11 protein-coding genes are annotated in these 18,613 nt (G+C 46.5%); 6 read left to right on the forward strand and 5 right to left on the reverse strand.

From position 1 onward, the window contains the following. Nucleotides 1–87 precede the first annotated feature (87 nt). Nucleotides 88–1,902: a M23 family metallopeptidase gene (locus QUF61_RS10380; RefSeq protein ID WP_289681582.1), complete on the reverse strand. Its 1,815-nt coding sequence runs from the start codon at nucleotides 1,900–1,902 to the stop codon at nucleotides 88–90. 245 nt (nucleotides 1,903–2,147) lie between these two features. After that, a complete protein-coding gene (gyrB, locus tag QUF61_RS10385; RefSeq protein ID WP_289681584.1) occupies nucleotides 2,148–4,562 on the reverse strand; it encodes a DNA topoisomerase (ATP-hydrolyzing) subunit B in 2,415 nt (804 codons plus the stop codon). Nucleotides 4,563–4,798: 236 nt separating this feature from the next. Here gyrB and QUF61_RS10390 point away from each other — a divergent pair, with 236 nt between their 5' ends. The 5 genes from QUF61_RS10390 to mrdA all read left to right on the forward strand — a co-directional run bounded on the left by QUF61_RS10390 (nucleotide 4,799) and on the right by mrdA (nucleotide 9,801). After that, nucleotides 4,799–5,197: a hypothetical protein gene (locus tag QUF61_RS10390; protein WP_289681586.1), complete on the forward strand. Its 399-nt coding sequence runs from the start codon at nucleotides 4,799–4,801 to the stop codon at nucleotides 5,195–5,197. Nucleotides 5,198–5,326: 129 nt separating this feature from the next. Beyond that, on the forward strand, nucleotides 5,327–6,373 hold the full coding sequence (locus tag QUF61_RS10395; protein ID WP_103922224.1) for a rod shape-determining protein: 1,047 nt from the start codon (nucleotides 5,327–5,329) through the stop codon (nucleotides 6,371–6,373). A gap of 134 nt (nucleotides 6,374–6,507) precedes the next feature. Further along, nucleotides 6,508–7,395 carry a rod shape-determining protein MreC gene (gene mreC, locus QUF61_RS10400; protein ID WP_286019589.1) on the forward strand — a complete coding sequence of 296 codons (888 nt, stop codon included), beginning with the start codon at nucleotides 6,508–6,510 and terminating at the stop codon, nucleotides 7,393–7,395. Next, the gene (gene mreD / locus QUF61_RS10405) at nucleotides 7,392–7,880 is read left to right on the forward strand and encodes a rod shape-determining protein MreD (protein ID WP_103922226.1); all 489 of its coding nucleotides are present in this window, start codon (nucleotides 7,392–7,394) and stop codon (nucleotides 7,878–7,880) included. Before mreC ends, mreD begins: the two co-directional genes overlap by 4 nt. 22 nt (nucleotides 7,881–7,902) lie before the next feature. Next, a complete protein-coding gene (gene mrdA / locus QUF61_RS10410) occupies nucleotides 7,903–9,801 on the forward strand; it encodes a penicillin-binding protein 2 (RefSeq protein WP_286019574.1) in 1,899 nt (632 codons plus the stop codon). 52 nt (nucleotides 9,802–9,853) lie between these two features. On the opposite strand, the gene QUF61_RS10415 is transcribed toward mrdA, so the two are convergent. After that, a complete protein-coding gene (locus tag QUF61_RS10415) occupies nucleotides 9,854–12,943 on the reverse strand; it encodes an efflux RND transporter permease subunit (protein WP_289681587.1) in 3,090 nt (1,029 codons plus the stop codon). Further along, nucleotides 12,940–14,271: an efflux RND transporter periplasmic adaptor subunit gene (locus tag QUF61_RS10420; protein WP_177428673.1), complete on the reverse strand. Its 1,332-nt coding sequence runs from the start codon at nucleotides 14,269–14,271 to the stop codon at nucleotides 12,940–12,942. The genes QUF61_RS10415 and QUF61_RS10420 overlap by 4 nt, the downstream gene beginning before the upstream one ends. Nucleotides 14,272–14,953: 682 nt before the next feature. Here QUF61_RS10420 and QUF61_RS10425 point away from each other — a divergent pair. Beyond that, nucleotides 14,954–17,026, forward strand: a complete 2,073-nt coding sequence (locus tag QUF61_RS10425) for a TonB-dependent receptor plug domain-containing protein (protein WP_289681588.1) — start codon at nucleotides 14,954–14,956, stop codon at nucleotides 17,024–17,026. Nucleotides 17,027–17,199: 173 nt separating this feature from the next. Here the strand turns inward: QUF61_RS10425 and QUF61_RS10430 are convergent, their stop codons facing one another. Then, the gene (locus QUF61_RS10430; protein ID WP_289681589.1) at nucleotides 17,200–18,516 is read right to left on the reverse strand and encodes an ATP-binding protein; all 1,317 of its coding nucleotides are present in this window, start codon (nucleotides 18,514–18,516) and stop codon (nucleotides 17,200–17,202) included. Nucleotides 18,517–18,613: the final 97 nt, after the last annotated feature.

Consider the following 18,613-nt stretch of genomic DNA (forward strand, 5'->3'; position numbering starts at 1 on the left):
CGGAATACGCTGTGTTATTCCACCTTTTCATTTGCTGTAGAGACATAGCACTGCTACGTCTCTACGTCGTTATGATAAATTCAGGGCTTATTTTTTCATCGCAACCTGTACATTGCTACTTTTAAGCTGTGCTAACAGCGTATTAGCATGTTTTTTGAAATCAGCCAGTTGTGTTGCTTTAATCGCGCCTGACTGCGGAAATTTTGTACTGTAAGCATTTTTGGCAGCACCATCAACATGTAACTCATAATGCAAATGGGAACTGCTTGCCAAACCGCTATGACCCACATAACCAATAATTTGCCCCTGCTTGACCCGTTGTCCGGCTTTTAGACCTTTGCCATAACGCGACATATGGGCATACAGTGTGCTGTATTTATTACCATGCTCAAGTACGATGGTACGACCATAACCACCTTTCCAGCTTTTTGACTCAACCTTGCCATCGGCAACGGCGTAAATCGGTGTACCACTTTTTGCGCCATAATCCGTGCCTTTGTGAGGACGGATGATTTTTAAGATAGGATGGCGACGCTTTAGATTAAAATGTGAAGTGATGCGTGGATTTTTAACAGGGTGGCGATGAAATGCCGGTTTTAGGCTGATGCCTTGGGGTGAATAATACGCGCTATGTCCGCGTGCATCGGTATAACGCACGGCAGTCCAGGCTTTCCCTTGATGATAGATTTCAGCAGCCAGAATATTGCCATCTTTTACTGCTTGCCCGTTGCTTTGGTATTGTTCATAAACAACCTTAAAGCGATCACCGGATTTCAGTGCGTGTTCAATATCCAATGTCCAGCCAAAAATATTGACCAGCTTTTGATGCAGAGGGTCAGGCAGCCCTGCTTTTTTAGTGCTTTTGTTAAAACTGGATTTTTTTAGCGTACCTTGAACCTGCTTGATTTTTTTCTTTAAGGTTAGCGGATCGCCTTGTCCACGTAAAAGAGCCGTAAACGGCCCCTTCTTACCTTCAGAAATAATATGCAGCTCACGTTTCGATTTGAATAAAGTCAGACACATGGCCTGAATATGACCGTCTTTATCTGCCTGTACGCGAAGTTCCTGTCCCGGTTGCAAAGCACGTAATAAACGTTTGGCTTTACCCAGTTTCAGAATATTAATCAAATCACCCTGATTCAAGTTATTGCGTTTGAATAATGTTGAGACATTATCACCGGATTTAACCGTCATGAGACGCCATTTGGCTTTGCTTGTCGTTGTGGTGCTTACACTAGGCGACTTAGTTTCAGCACTGGTTTTAATGGTCTTTTGCGGTTTATTACTTGTCTCGTTTGCGGTATGGGTAATGCTGTTTTGGGTACTTGGCGTTTTTGCAATTTTTTTATCCTGGCTAATCTCAAAAAAATTGCCCACGCTTAACTCAGAAGCATGACTTTCCCCATCAGGATAATTTTCAATATTACCCCAACCGGCAATATCCGGCCTTAAAACTGAAATTGCCTGACTGGATAAATAATCAGATTCAATACCGGGCGCTGTGATCTTTAAACTAGTCGTGTGTATTTCCGTATCAAAGTTTAATTGCGCCATCCAGGTTTGTGGGATTTCAGGTGGATGGTTAACGGGAGCGTAGGCAATGGAATAATCCAGTGGCAGGGAAGCGGTTAAACCTAAAGCGACAAAGCTGGCATGAACCAGTTTGCGCCGATAAGGGGGTATGCTGGAAAGTTGTCCTATTTTCCAGCGCATATCAGGCGCGCAATTGCGACGCATCACTGCTTGTTTTTTTTCACCGCTACCAAACCAACGAAACATACCGGAAAGTAAGCGCCGGGTTTTGGATGTTTGCAGCCTGTATTGTACAGAAGACCGTGGCATCACAGCTTTCATGTTTTTAACAGGTTTGTATTGATAGCGTTTGATTGAATGTTGACTCATAATGCGCGTAGCCTTGCTTTCAGTCATTTCAATACAGTCATCAGACGCCGTGACTGCACCGATTGTTACATTACGTTACAAATTAAAGTTATTATAGTGTAATTGATTTTTGCTGCTTTTACGAATCAAATACCATGAATTTTGGCGTTTGAGTACTTTAATTAAGTTGAAAAAAGCAAAGCATACAATTACTTAAGTAATAAACCTTAAGCTATTTTTAAAATCTATCTTACCAGAAGCTAGTTTTATGCGTCCAGGTTTAATACCGATAAGGCATTACTTTCAATAAAATCACGCCGTGGCTCGACTTGATCCCCCATCAAGGTGGTGAATATTTCATCTGCGGCAATCGCATCTTCAACCGTAACTTGTAACATAAGCCGGGTTTCCGGGTCCATGGTGGTTTCCCATAACTGCTCCGGGTTCATTTCCCCCAGCCCTTTATAACGCTGAATACTTAAGCCGCGCCGAGCTTCACTCATCAGCCATGCCATCACCTGTGAAAAATGCTGAACCGGGTGTTTTTTGTCTTTGCGCTGCACATAAGCACCCGCTTCCAGTAAATCACGGGTTTTATCACCAAATTCTACCAGCTTCTGATATTCACTGGCGCTAAAAAAATCTTTACCCAGGAAGCAGCTATGTCCCACGCCATGCGTGACCAGGGTGATTTCCAAGGCTTGTTTTTCCGTCTCAAAATGCGCACTGGCATTTAAGGTTTTGCCATCCGGGTTTTGTTTGATGGTTTTGATTAAATCGTTGGCAAGCGCCTGTGCTGTCGCACTGTCAGATAAACTTTCAGCAGAAAAAACTGGCAGTTCAATAAATGCTTTCAAAATGGGTTCAGGAATGGTGCGCGACATGCGAGCGATCATGCTCATGGTTTGCAGATGTTCCCGGCACAGTAATTCCAGCGCCTCTCCAGACATTGCCGGGGCTGCCGTGTTGACATGAACCTGGGTATTATTCAGCGCCAGTTCCAGCAAATGATTGTTTAATTCCGCATCATCTTTAATATAGCGCTCTTGTTTACCTTTTTTAACTTTATACAGCGGTGGTTGTGCAATATATAAATAACCATGCTCAACAATCTCTTTTAACTGGCGGTAAAAAAAGGTTAATAGCAGGGTGCGGATATGACTGCCATCCACATCGGCATCAGTCATGATAATGATGCGGTGATAACGCAGTTTTTCGAGATTGTAATCATCCTTGCCGATACCACAGCCTAACGCGGTAATCAGGGTGCCAACTTCTGCAGATGCCAGCATTTTGTCAAAACGGGCTTTTTCCACATTCAGAATTTTACCTTTTAAGGGCAAAATGGCCTGAAATTTTCGCGCCCGTCCTTGCTTGGCAGAGCCACCTGCCGAGTCCCCTTCCACGATAAACAATTCGGATAAGGCCGGGTCTTTTTCCTGGCAATCGGCGAGTTTGCCGGGTAAATCAGCAATATCCAGTGCAGTTTTACGCCGCGTCATTTCCCGCGCTTTACGCGCTGCTTCCCGGGCGCGACTGGCTTCCAAAATTTTGGCAGCAATCAGTTTCGCCTCGCCGGGGTTTTCCATTAAAAATTCTTGCAGCTTTTCTGCAACCACAGACTCCACAATGCTTTTGACTTCACTGGAAACCAGCTTATCTTTAGTTTGTGAAGAAAATTTTGGATCGGGTACTTTGACCGATAACACCGCGATCAAACCTTCGCGCACATCATCGCCACTGGGCGCGGATTTAAGTTTTTTTGAATAACCACTCTCTTCCAGATAATTATTCAGGGTACGGGTTAAGCCTCCGCGCAGCCCTGCCAGATGGGTGCCACCATCACGCTGAGGAATGTTATTGGTAAAACAGAATACGTTTTCCTGGTAAGAATCCGTCCACTGCAATGCCACTTCCACCATATTGTCATTTTTTTCCGTGTTGCAGTAGAACACTTTTTCATGCAGGGGCGTTTTTTTGCGGCTTAAATGCTCGACAAAGGAGCGAATGCCACCTTCATATTGAAAAATATCCTTACGCTCGCTACCTTCTTCTGATAAACCGATTTTGATACCGGAATTAAGAAATGAAAGCTCGCGCAGGCGTTTTGCCAGAATATCGTAATGAAATTCAATATGGGTAAAGGTTCCTGCGCTGGGATGAAAGCGGATACGGGTACCGGTTTCTTCCGTTTCCCCTGTCGCTGCTAACGGTGCTTCCGGCTCACCATTCACATAAGTTTGCTGGTGTACCTGACCACTGCGAAAAATGGTTAATTCCAATTTTTCCGATAAGGCATTAACCACCGACACCCCGACCCCATGCAGGCCACCGGAAACCTTATAAGAATTATCATCAAACTTTCCGCCTGCGTGTAATACTGTCAGAATCACTTCAGCGGCAGAACGGCCTTCTTCCTCGTGAATATCCACGGGAATACCACGCCCATCATCTTGTACCGAGACCGATTGATCGGCATGGATAATCACGCTGATTTCCGAGCAATGACCTGCCAAGGCTTCATCAATGGCATTATCCACCACTTCAAACACCATATGGTGCAAACCGCTGCCATCATCGGTATCCCCAATATACATACCAGGGCGTTTGCGCACGGCATCTAAGCCTTTCAGCACTTTAATACTATTGGAATCGTAATTTTGCTCGGTATTATCGGTCATAAATTGCTCTGGTCAGTTTGACATTAAGCGGACTATTATATACCCAGGAGCCTGTCAAGGACAGATAATCTCTATGTATTGAATAAAAAGAGGTTTTAATCGCTAAGGCAGACTGTAACAGGACATGCTAATATTTTTTAATCACATCAGGAAGCAACGAATAACACCCCGCCGCAGGGGTGTTATCCGTAAACTATTTAGAACTTATATTACTGAATCTAATCAAGGTGAAAATCATGACAGAAATGTCCCGCTCACAACTACTTGACGTGCTCAACAAGCAACTCCCTGCACAGTTTGAAGAATTACTCTTTCACTTCGCCATGCCGCCCGGACTGGTACGCCGTAATGCCACCCAAACCGAACAAGCCATCGACCTGATACGTTATGCCGAAAGTGGTAACCGGCTGGGGGAATTATCGGCTATGCTGCAATCATCTGCATCAAGCACTGTACCGGCAAATTCCAGCAGGGCAACATTCAATCAGGCTGGACAGCAGGTGGGGCAGCAATTTAATGTCGCGGGTGATGTACATATTCAGGGGGATGTGGTTGGGGGAGATAAGGTGGTGCAGAATGTGACGGGTAATGACAATGTATTTCACTGCAAACCAATCCACACTGTAAAATCATAATATAGCCTGGACAGCATTAAAAATTAAGCCCAAATTAATTTTTAGACTTGCTCAAAATAGCTGGCATTGGTAGAGTAACGCGGTTATCGATTTGAATTTTTTTTATATATAAAAAACTGGCTAAATTTCATGTTAAAACGCTTACGTGGCTTATTTTCTAATGACTTGTCCATTGATTTGGGTACGGCAAATACACTGGTTTATGCACGCGGCAAGGGCATCGTGCTGGATGAGCCTTCGGTAGTGGCGATTCGCCAGGGACGGGAGTCTGGCAGCTCCAAGATGATTGCAGCAGTGGGGATTGATGCCAAATTGATGCTGGGTAGAACACCGGGGCATATTACCGCAATCCGACCAATGAAAGATGGCGTGATTGCAGATTTTACCGTCACTGAAAAAATGTTGCAGTATTTTATCCATAAGGTTCATGCCAGCCGTTATTTTAAGCCCAGCCCCAGAGTGCTGGTGTCGGTGCCTTGCGGTTCCACCCAGGTGGAGCGTCGCGCGATTCGGGAATCGGCTGCGGGCGCGGGTGCGCGTGAAGTGCATTTGATTGAAGAGCCGATGGCAGCGGCGATTGGTGCGGGTATGCCGGTCAGTGAGGCCTGTGGTTCCATGGTATTGGATATTGGCGGTGGCACCACAGAAGTGGGTGTTTTATCACTTAATGGTATCGTTTATTCCGAATCCGTGCGTATTGGTGGCGACCGTTTTGATGAGGCTATTATTTCTTATGTGCGCCGTCATTATGGCACCTTGATTGGGGAGGCCACCGCTGAGCGCATCAAAATGGAAATCGGCAGTGCTTATCCCGGCAAGGATGTACGAGAAATCAGCGTGCGCGGGCGTAATATTACTGAAGGTATTCCCCGCAGCTTTAAGCTTAACAGTAATGAAATTCTGGAAGCCATTCAAGAACCTTTGGCAGGTATTGTTGCTGCAGTGCGGGTTGCGCTGGAGCGCACACCACCAGAACTGGGTTCTGATATTGCCGAGCGCGGCATGGTATTGACCGGTGGCGGTGCCTTGTTAACCGATATCGACAAACTCCTGATGGAAGAAACCGGTTTGCCCGTAGTGATTGCCGATGAGCCATTGACCTGCGTTGCACGCGGTGGTGGTCGGGCGCTGGAAATGATCGAAGTGCATGGCGCGGATATTTTCCGCGCAGAGTGATTGACTAAGCCATACCAAGTCGGTGAGCATAATTATTCTGACAAAAATTTGTGCAGGATAATTACCTACTTAGTATTGGGAGAGGGTTTATCTTCCGGGATTAATTTGGATAATTTGTTATCAAACCGCTGTTTATTAAAGGGGCCTCCCCATTTATTCGACTGATGTTACTGGGTTTTATATCCATTGTGCTGATGACGGTCGATCATCAGTTTAACTATCTGGATAATCTGCGCAGTATGCTGTCTTTGGGTTTGTCACCGTTGCAACATCTAGTGAATCTCCCCATCCGTTCCGCGCGTGATGTCACAGAAAATTTATCCATGCGCCGCACCTTATTAATGGAAAACCAGCAACTACGTGATGAAAATCTGGTTTTAAAAGTGCGTTTGCAACGCTTTGAAGATTTGCAGCAAGAAAACCAGCGTTTACGTTTATTACTTGATTCTGTAGGTGAAACTGAAAATCAGGTAACAATTGCTCAAGTGATGTCGGTTGATCTCGATCCCTTTTCCCGCAAAATGCGTTTAAATAAAGGCAGCCAGCATCATATCAAAGCCGGTATTCCGGTGTTTGATACCCAGGGAGTGATGGGGCAGGTGGTGCAGGCTGATTTATTTTCCAGCGTGGTGATTTTGATTACCGATCCAGAACACGCAATTCCCGTACAGATGGTACGCACCGGCCTGCACACCATTGCCGTTGGCACGGGTAGCAGCACCTTATCCTTACGTTATCTGCCTAATACCGCAGATATTCGCCCCGGCGATCAATTAATTACTTCCGGCATGGGCGGGCGTTTTCCCGATGGTTATCCTGTCGGCGTGGTAACGGATGTGCAGCGTAATGTCGGCGAGCCGTATACCGAAGCAAAAGCGCGTCCGGCGGCACTGCTGGATCGGAATCGTGATGTATTATTAATCTGGCCTGAACATGCTACTGCCGCACCTGATGCAGTTGGCGCACTTGGCACAAGTCATAAAAATACAGATAGCAGCACTCCAGAGGAAGCATCGCCATGAGCCTGGAGAGACATCAGGGCGGTTGGGTGATCGTGTTCAGTTTTATTCTGGCGTTGCTGTTAGCGATTATTCCCCTGCCTGATTGGATTATCCTGTGGCGGCCCGAATGGGTGGCAATGACGGTAATCTATTGGTGTATTGCGCTGCCAGAGCGCGCTGGCGTATTTACTGGCTGGCTTGCTGGTATCGCGATGGATATTCTGTATAGTACCTTATTAGGGCATTATGCACTGAGTTATGCGCTACTGGCTTATATCAGTCTTAAAATTCATCGTCGCCTGCGGGTTTTTCCGCTGCCACAACAGGTTTTTATTATTTTTCTACTGATTGCATTTATCCAGTTACCGGGCTTATGGGTGCGTGGCATCCAAGGCCACCCAAGCACATTGTTTGAGTTGCTTTATCCAGCAGTGACCAGCATGTTGTTATGGCCCTGGGCATTTATTTCTTTGCGCATGTTACGCCAGCATTTTCATGTGCGATAAAACCGTATGATATCCAATCCTGATGTCTGAGCAGTCTCCCCTCAAATCTCAAAAATCTCACTATTCCAGCAGTATGCTGCTGAAAAATGCGATAGCTGAAAGCCGTTTATTCAATGACCGCGTGCTCATCGCCTGGGGGCTTGTGATCTGTATGATCGTGTTGATACTGATTGGGCGTATGTTTCACCTGCAAGTGCTCAGTTATGATCATTTCACCACCTTATCTGAAAGAAACCGCCTGAAAATTTTACCGATTCCACCCACCCGGGGTCTGATTTATGACCGCAATGGTATTGTGCTGGCAAAAAACCTGCCCTCTTATACGCTGGAAATTATCCCGGAAAAAGTCACCGATCTGGATGCTTTGCTGCTGGAACTGCAACAACAAATCAGTATTAGCGAATCAGACTTAAAACGCTTCCATCGCTCACGTAAACGCACCCGCCGTTTTAAGCGCATCCCGCTACGTTTTCGCCTGACCCAACGCGAGGTTGCGCGTTTATCAGTGCGTATCCATGAATTTCCCGGCGTGGAAATCAATGCCACCTTAAGCCGTTATTATCCACTGGGGGAAATTGGTGGTCATGCTTTGGGTTATGTCGGTCGCATTAATGAGCAGGAACTAAAACGGCTGGATGTTTCCGACTACAGTGCCACGCAATACATCGGAAAAACTGGCATTGAGCGTTATTATGAAGATGAATTGCATGGCACGGTAGGTTTCCAGCAGGTTGAAACCAATGTCAGAGGCCGTATTCTGCGGGTGATGGAACGCCAAAACCCGGTTCCCGGCAAAAATCTTTACCTGAACATGGATATTAATCTGCAACGTTTTGCAGAACGTTTGCTTGCTGGTGAGCGCGGCGCGCTGGTTGCTATTGAACCTGCCACCGGTGGTGTTTTGGCGCTGGTCAGCACGCCGGGTTATGACCCGAACTTATTTGTTAATGGACTGGACCATAAAACCTATCAGCAACTGCGCTTGTCACTGGACAGACCCCTGTTCAACCGCGCCATACGCGGACAATACCCTCCGGGTTCCACGATTAAACCCATCGTTGGTCTGGCCGGGCTGGAATACGGCGTACGTCAGGCAGGCACACGCACCTGGTGTCCGGGCTGGTATAAACTGCCCAAGCAAAGCCATAAATACCGGGACTGGAAACGCAGTGGACACGGACATGTCAGCTTTCACCAATCTGTGGAACAATCCTGCGATGTCTATTTTTATGATTTAGCCCATGATCTAGGCATTAACCGCCTATCGACTTTTCTGCAACAATTTGGCTTAGGCCACCCTACTGAAATTGATATCAGCGGAGAACTCGGTGGTTTGATACCAACCCGGGAATGGAAAGAGCGTCGTTATGGCACGGCCTGGTATCCAGGGGAAACCCTAATTGCCGGTATTGGACAGGGTTTTGTGCTGGCAACGCCGGTACAACTTGCCGTTTCTACCGCAACGCTGGCGATGCGCGGCAAGGCGCGTCAACCGCGCCTGGTGTTTATGACCGAAGATGCCGAGCAAAAACAAATGCAGCCCACTACCACCAAAACCTTAAAAGAAATTCAATTGAAAAATCCCGAATACTGGGACGATGCGATTGGCGGCATGGAAGCGGTGGTGCATGGCATCCGTGGCACAGCGCGCCGTCAGGGTAAGGATTTAAGTTATCACATGGCAGGAAAAACTGGCACTGCGCAAGTGGTTAAAATTGCGCAGGATGCCCGTTATGATGCCGATAAACTGGATAAAAAATATCACGATCACGCATTATTTGTCGCCTTTGCACCGATTGAAAAGCCGGAAATTGCGATTGCCGTGCTGGTGGAAAATGGTGGCAGCGGCAGTCGCACTGCCGCACCGATTGCGCGGCAGGTGATTGATTATTATCTGGAAGAAGTGAGCCGGAATTATTAACCTGGATATTTATGAAATATCCAGGTTAAATCCGGGTTATATGCTGTTCAAGTTAGTGTGATGTATTTTCAGGTTTCGGATAGAGCATCACAAAAAATGCCGGTATCAACAAAATAGAAAACAAGGTCACAGCAAACAGTCCGAATGCCAGACTGGTGACGATAGGGATGAGCAACATGGCCTGAGTACTGGTTTCCAGCAACATCGGCAACAAGCCTGCAATGGTTGTCAGTGAGGTTAAAATGATGGCACGGAAACGATCTTGTGCTGCCAGTTGTGCTGCTTGCAGTATACTCATGCCTGCTGCAAGCCGTTCTTTAATAAACGCCACCAGCAGGATATTGTCGTTAACCACGATGCCTGCCAAGGTTGCAAACCCTACCAGGCTTGGCATACTCAGGTTAATACCTAAAACCAGATGACCCCAGATCACACCGACAAACCCCATGGGAATCGCCAGCATCACGGCAATTGGCTGAATATAACTGCGAAATTGCAAAGACAAAATGACAAACACGCCAAATAGACCAACCAGCAGATTAATGATTAAAGAACCACCAGTTTTTTGGGTTTCGCTGCCCTGACCCCGGAAAAAGATTTTAACATCTGGATAACGCGCTTTCAGATCCGGCAAAAACTGCTTTTTGGTCTTACTCATCAGTTCCCGCGCATTGGCGACATGAGGATCGATGGTTCCCCGCATGGTGATGGTGCGTTGCCCGTTGACCCGATGAATGCGCGAATAATCCCGCGTTTGTTCCAATTCCGCAACGCTTGATAAGGGAATAAGATCACCGTGTTTGCTGCGCACATAAAGAAATTGTATATCATTGAATTCATCGCGATCAGCCGCTGCAAGCCTGACTGCCACTTTAATGGATTCCTGCCCGATCTGGATTTCCAGTCCCGTGCTGCCGTTTAGTGCAGCGCGTAGCTCAGCAGCAATCGTGTTGGCGCTGATGCCCAGAGTGCTGGCACCTTCTTTGAGCTTAACCCGGATTTCCGGTTTGCCGGGACGCAGGTCATCGGACACTTCCAATACCCCCTGAAAACTGCTGAACCAGGCTTGTAATTCCAACGAAGCTTGTTTAACCCGCTGTAAATTTTTGCCTTGCAGTTGCAGATCAATAGCTTTACCGGCAATGCCGCGTTCCTTGTCGGTAAATTTCAGGCTTAAGGCATCGGGTATATCGCCTGTCAATGTCCGCCAGCGTTTAAGCATTTCCACTACCGAGCCAACCCGTTGCTCGGCGCGAAGCAAGTCGGCGCTAACCGTGGCAATATGCGTACCGCTTTCATAAGCATCAATATTTTTGTTGTAATGCACGGTAACGTTACGCACCAGCGACCTTTGTTGTTGCTGGCGAGGAGAAAATTCTTCATCCAGTTGTTTCAGTCCGCTCAGTACCTGCGCAACGGCCTGCTCAGTATGCTGCAACGGCGCACTTTGTGGTAATAAAATTCGTGCTTCAATGACATCACTTTCCAGGTCGGGAAAAGCATTGAATTTCAGCATTCCTCCCGGTAGCGCGGCAAGCGATGCGATCAGAATGAACAGTAGCACCCCCAGCGTAATCGGCGCATGGTGTGTGGCAAGTTTTACCAGTGGCATAAACAAGCTGTCGCGTACACTGTCAAACTGCTTATCAAACCAGCAGTGAAAACCTGAGCGCCTATTGTTTTCCATATGTGATAATGAATGATATAAATGCGCAGGTAGAATTAAAAAGGCTTCAATCAGGCTCACTGCCAGCGTAATCACCAGAATAATGGGCATATATTTGAGTACTGCGCCCATTTTTCCCGTCATGAATGCCAGTGGGGTAAGTATCATAATTGTGGTGAGAAATGACGAAAAAACACCGGGAAGTACTTGCTTCACGCCGTCAATCGTGGCTTCCAGCGCGGCTTTGCCCTTGCGTATCTGTGCTGCGATATTTTCCGCAATCACAATGGCGTCATCCATCAAAATGCCAATCGCCACCAGCAGTGCAATCATAGTGATCATATTGATGGAATAACCCAGGAAGCTCATCACATATACGGCCCCAAGAAAGGCAATCGGCAGCCCCATTGCCACCCAGAATGCATAACGCAGGCTGAAAAATGCCCACATGGTCAACATCACTAACACCAGTCCCATGCCGCCATTGCTGACAATCAGGCGCAGGCGTTCACGGATATTGGAGGTGACATCCTGACTAATGTCCAGGCGTACACCGTGTGGGGCACGGCTACGCTCGCGTTGCAGGTTTTGTTGCACGGCATCCATGATCCGCAAGGCATCCTGGGATTCAGTTTTAATGATTTCCAACACTGCGGCACGTTGCTGGTTAAAAATAATTTTTTCTTCAGCACGCTCAAATTGTTGCTTTATCTGCGCAATATCACCTAAGCGTACCTCGCCACCTGTCTTATCGGCAAGCATGATTAAGTCGGCAAACTCCTGCGCTGCGCGGCGTTCATCGGTATAACGTACAATTAAATTTGCACCCTTGGTTTCCAATGTTCCTGAGGGCAAATTCAGGCTTTGTGCCCGAATCGCGTTGCTAATATCAGCAAGGCTCAAACCATAACGATGCAGTTTTTCCTTACTGACCTGAACTGCGATTTCCTGCGCGGAAAAACCTTTGAGATTGACTTGCGCGATACGTGGGTCGCGTTTAATGCGCTCTTTCACGCCATCGGCATAGATTTTCAAATCCGCTGCACTCATGTTGCCGGTAATAGCAATTCTGGCAACCACTGCGGTACGCTCCAAAATGACAATGGAGGGTGTTTCAAGCTCGCTGGGGAAACTGGAAATCGCTTCCACGGCAGATTTTACATCGTTGTAAAACTCGGATAAATTCGCATCTTCGCGCATTTCAGCCGTGACAATAGCGATATTTTCTCTGGCATCACAGCGCATTTCAATCAAATCCGTTAATGCCTCCAACGCCTCTTCTAGCAGACGGCATACACCATTTTCCACATCCACAGGTGTTGCGCCGGGATAAACCACGCGCACTTCAACCATGGTGGCAGGAATAACGGGAAAGGTATCACGTTGCAGCTTGGGTAAGCCCAGCAAGCCCAGAATAATAAACACCAGCATCAACAGGTTCGCCGCCGTCGGGTGTGCAGTAAAATAACGAATCACGGGTTTTTCTCCCGGCTTTCAGTCATTGCCATTGATTTTGGCGCAACAGTTTGCATCAGTGCCTTTTTAGTTTTTTTATCCACTATCGGAGCCAGTAACATACCATCCAGGGCAGGAATCAGATCGGATACCACAATGGACTCGCCAGCAGTCAAACCTTTTGCTATCGCCACAAACCCTTTTTGCTGATATAACACCTGAACCTTGCGTTTTTCCAGACGATTACTGTCATTGATCACATAAACCTCGCCTTCATGCAGCGCGGTTGCGGGAATCACCAGTTGCTCTTGCTGCCCTACGCCTTGTAATTCAAGTTCAACAAACATATTGCGAATCAGTGGTGGGCGCTTACCAGAACGCGCGTCAGCATAAGGTTTCTCCACTGTGGCAACAATACCCAGTGTTTGGGTATTGGTTTGAATGGAACCTGAAACCCGCTCGATTTTTGCAGGCCAGATAATACGATGATTGGGGGTATTAAGTTTAATCAGCGCCTGTAAACCCACAACACCCGGCACCCAGCTATCCGTCATCGGCCTGCCCTGTATTTGTTGCCGCACCAGGGGGCGCAGCTTGCCAACCGGAAACTGCGCAATCACTTCAGCTTTGTTTATGCCATCGGCAGTGATTAATTTCTGTCCACGATTGACGTATTCCATTGGATTAATCAATACCTGGGTCACACGTAAATCCAGCGGCGCAGTAATGCTACAGCGTTCGATATTCAATTTTGCCTGTTGCCGCTGCACCTTTAATACTTCACGCTCAGCAATATTGATTAACAAGCTGCTTTCCAGGTTTTGCAACGCATTTTTGGCATTCAGCACTGCCCGCTCCGCGCTGTCTTTTGCTGATTTTGATATTGCCCCTTTCTTTACTAAAGCACGTTGCCGTGCATATTCATTCTGCAATAAATTCAACTCACGTTTTGTTGTTTTTAAGGATAACTGCGTGGTTTCATATTTGACTTTGGACGCTTTGATTTGTGCGTCAATCTGCGCCAGTACCAGACGGTATTCGGAATCATCAATACGCAATAATTCATCACCCGCTGTAACAAAAATGCCGTCTTTAAGGTCTTTTGCAAGCCAATGAACTCTTCCGGCAACTTCTGCCACGGCCTCCCAGCTTTGCGCTGCCTGTACTGTGCCAAAACCACTGGCCTTAAGTTGCACTGGCATCATTGATACTTTAATAAACCGTGCCTTGGTCGCAAATTCACTGCGCTGTACTTGCTGTGGCGGCTGTTTCATTTTCATGGCAATAAATACCACAACAAAACCAAGCATAAGAAACAGCAACGGCCAGCGTATTTTTTTCAAAAACATGGGACTGGAATTCTCCTGTAAAATAATTGTGTTCTTAAAGCCTACCTTAGGTTGCTGATTACCATTGGAACTAACAAGGATATTTGTATGTACTTTTTTGAATATTTCTTCTAATTGCAAATCAGGGCGCGTAATCAGCTTTAATAGTTCTTGGGGGCATCCCCAAAATATGATACACCACAAAGCTACTAATCATGCAGTCCTCAGAGAATTTTATGATATTTCTCTTGTGCATAAACTGCCCGAAATACCTGTCGAGCAAGGCCTGTTAAGTTGCTCATAAAAATTTTCCAACGTCCACTGAGTAACTGTGAGCGCAAGAACAAAAAGTATTCAGCCATTTCCTTGTCTGCGCTAAAAGATTTGGAAAGGTTACGATGTTTTTAGCAAATTGTCAGCCTCAAACCCGTTTTCCCTCGCTATGGTCTCTGTTCTTGGGCAGGCTCCTGATTTATACTGTTACATAAATTGTTCTGATGTACAGTATTTACACTGGGGGTCTGAGCAGTTACTACCCACTCCATAAAGAATTCCGGCTATTAATGACCAAAGCTTTACAGTTTTACCCTACGGAAGAACAGGTTTTTGATTTGGAAAATATTCGGCAATGAGCTGAAAAAGAACAAGAAAATCAGATATTGGCTGAATTTTCCATTCATTTTCATTTGACAGGAATAAGTGTATGAAATACCTGGTTAACTATTTAGCCTTGTTTACCCTGTTTCACATCCCTTTTGTGTACAGCAAAGATAAACAAATAAACAACTTATTGGGCATGAGCCTGGAAGAGTTGATGAATGTGGAGACAAGCATTTCCACTAATAGCAAGCAGAAGCTGTCAACGGCACCGGCAGCAGTCACCTTGATTACTGCTGAGGATATAAAAGCCACGGGGGCAACGAATCTGGCGGATATATTAAAAGCGGTACCGGGCATTTATGTGCGCTACAACCATTTTGGTTTAAGACCGCTGATAGGGTTTCGTGGAAGTAATAGTAAACAAACCCTGGTGATGATCAATGGCTCCTCCGTAGGCGACCTGATGTGGCGGCTGGGTATTTTCTGGAAAGGCCTGCCGGTGAATATGATCGAGCGGGTGGAGATTATTCGTGGCCCTGGTTCAGCCTTGTTCGGTACCGATGCCTCTGCCGGGGTGATTAATGTGATCACCAAGACCGCAGGCATAATTAGTAGGGCTGAAGTGGGACTGCGTAGTGGAAGTTTTAACACTCAGACGGCCTGGATGGAATACGGAGGACAGTGGAATGGCTTTGATGTAGCCATGACAGCAGGCTTGTTCCGTACTGATGGACACGATCCGCTGATCGCGTCAGATGCCCAGAGCCGCCGAGATCGTACTTCCGGCAGTCATGCCTCACTGGCTCCAGGTGTGGCTCAATTCGGCTGGAAAAATAATGATCTGCATTTATCGCTGACCAGGAAGCACTGGCGATTACAGGCGGATTATATGCAACATGATGACCTGGAAATCGGCTTGACCGGGGCGGGGGCGTTGGATCCGGTGACCAAAGGCAAAGACAGTTACCTTGAGCTTGGGCTTTTTTATGAGAACGAACAGTTTGATAAGAACTGGGGACTGGAGACCGAGATACGCTATCGTCGCGTTGCTTATAGCTCAGGTGATGGCTTTCAGGAGTGGCCCCCTGGTTTTAGCGATAGCAAAGGGACTTATCCAGATGGGGTGCTGAATCACATGGAATCAGCGGAGCACCGCTTAAACACCGAAGTAAGCGGCCTTTATCATGGCATCAAAAATCACGCTATACGGCTTGGCGGGGGATATAGTTGGCATGATCTCTATTATGTCAAACATTTGGTGAACTTTGGCAATGATGCCAATGGCACGCCACTGCCAGCAGGGGGATCGCTGGTGGATATTTCCAATTCTGCTTATGCTTTTGCGCCAGAAAAAACCCGTAGCATCTATTATCTGTTTTTACAGGATGTGTGGCGTATTTCCGATGACTGGGAATTGACTGCCGGGCTGCGTTATGATTACTATTCAGATTTTGGTAATGCATTAAACCCACGCTTTGCGCTGGTCTGGCAGACCAATAACAAGCTGACTACAAAGTTGATGTATGGTCAGGCATTTCGGGCACCGGGTTTTCAGGAATTGTTTGCCGAGACCTCCTTTACTCTGCCTAATTCCGAGCTGGATCCGGAGCACTCAGAGACCTGGGAATTATCTCTTGCTTACGCGCTCAACAAAAACATTCATCTTGGCATGAATCTATACCACTTCAAACAGAGTGATTTTATCAGTGCGCATTCCATCCCAGGCTTATCCAAGAGAAAATATCAAAACTCTGGGGAGCATATCATTCACGGGGTGGAACTTGAAGCCTGGTGGCAACCACTGGAAAATTTGAGGCTCACAGTCAACTACAACTACCGTGATCCTGATGAGAGTCCATTTCGAGCTATTGGAACGCCGAAGCAGTTAGCCTATTTCCGTACGGACTGGCGTTTCCTCCCCCACTGGAACTGGAATATGCAGTCTAACTGGATAGGCACGCGCAACCGCCGAGCCAATGATCAAAGGGCAGATCTGGATGCCTATTGGAATACAGATACAACGCTGCGCTATCATGGCATCAATAAATGGGAATTCAGTGTTTCTGCGCGCAATCTGTTTAATGTGGATGGACGGGAATATACCGGTGCTTCTATTCCTGATGATTTGCCTTTGCCGGGGCGTAGTTTTCACGCCGAAATGCGTTACAGGTTTTAGGAGGCTGTCCGGGATTTGTGTTGGTACTGAACTATCACAAAATTTTGCCCACTGAACACTGCCGGAAAGTGATGATGATTATTCTACCCGTTAGAATATCATCAACTTGTAAGGAGTGAGGATGAAATAAATGCAGAAACTGGGCGCAGGCATTTCGGCATCCCTGTTATGCTTTATTTTCCAGGATCTGAAATTTGCTCACACAGATTAAAAATAGTGTCATACTGATATTCTTTGGTTAATGCTTCTATACGCGCTGCGATCTCAGGATGCTCTTTTTTGATTTGAACCAGAATATGGTTAATCTGTTCTGCATCCAGTATTAATAAGGCTTCATACAATGTGCTTAGCTGCTCCTTTGGTAAGGTTTTCAGATCCTCAACAGACAGGTTTGCAGTCTGTTGAGGAGAGCATTCTGGCTTTTCTTGAGCATAGATATAAACCACCCCCAGGTATTTGTGCATCAGTTCAAATATCTGAGGTATCAAAAAGGGCTTACCAAGCACATCATTACAGCCTGCGGCCAGGATTTTATGGTGTTCTTCCTGAAACACATTGGCAGTCAAGGCAACGATTTTAACTTGCTCGCCAGCGGGTAAAATACGAATTTTTGTTGCCGCCATATAACCATCCATAACCGGCATCTGGATGTCCAGCCAAATAAAATGGGGTTGCCAGGTCTGGAATATTGCTACAGCCTCTTCTCCATTGACCCCGGTTCGTACCTCAAAACCTGCCTGGCTTAACACATTTTTGAGTAATACACGGCTGTCCAAATCATCTTCAACCACCAGAATCCGCCACTGTTGCTGACCAGCTTGCAGTCCCTGTACTTGCACGGGTTCAGATTTTTTAACTGTTTCCGGCTGGATCTCTGGCACATCCACCGCAATACAAAAACTGAAGCGACTGCCTTCACCGAGAATACTTTTCACGCGCATCTTACCGCCCAGCAGTTCGACAAATTTACGAGAAATAGCCAGCCCCAGACCCGTGCCTTTCTGACCGGGCATATCCAATGCCGCCTGTACAAAAGGTTTAAAAATATCATCCAGGTAGTCTTGCGCAATCCCCTTACCCGTATCCTGCACCGCTATCTGTAAATGCCAGCGTTCTGTTTTACGCCTGGGCGCTAACAGCTTGGCGTGTAAACAAATTTCTCCCTGCTGGGTAAATTTAATCGCATTGCCCAGCAGATTGCTGATAATCTGGCGCAGCTTGCCGGAATCTGTCTTAATATGGTGCAGCATATTGTCTTTCAGCAGTAGCTTAAAAGAAAGATGCTTGGCCTGGGCGCGGATACGGAACATTTCCGTTATGTCTTGCAGTAATTGCACGACATTAAAAATGTCCAGATGCAACTCAATTTTTCCGGCTTCAATTTTGGATAAATCCAGTACATCATTAATCATTGCCAGCAGATGCTCTCCGGCATGATTAGAGATGTTGCCAAATAAGACAAAAACATACAAACTTGTAATTTGAGTCATCCACAGAGCCAAAAAAATGTTGAATCTTGACAGAATACAGAAAAACGAACGCCTCATGAGAGCTATGTTTGGCTTAAGTATTAAACAATTTAATGAA

Origin of the sequence: Candidatus Venteria ishoeyi, from assembly GCF_030378065.1 — a bacterium.
GTDB lineage: Bacteria > Pseudomonadota > Gammaproteobacteria > Beggiatoales > Beggiatoaceae > Venteria > Venteria ishoeyi.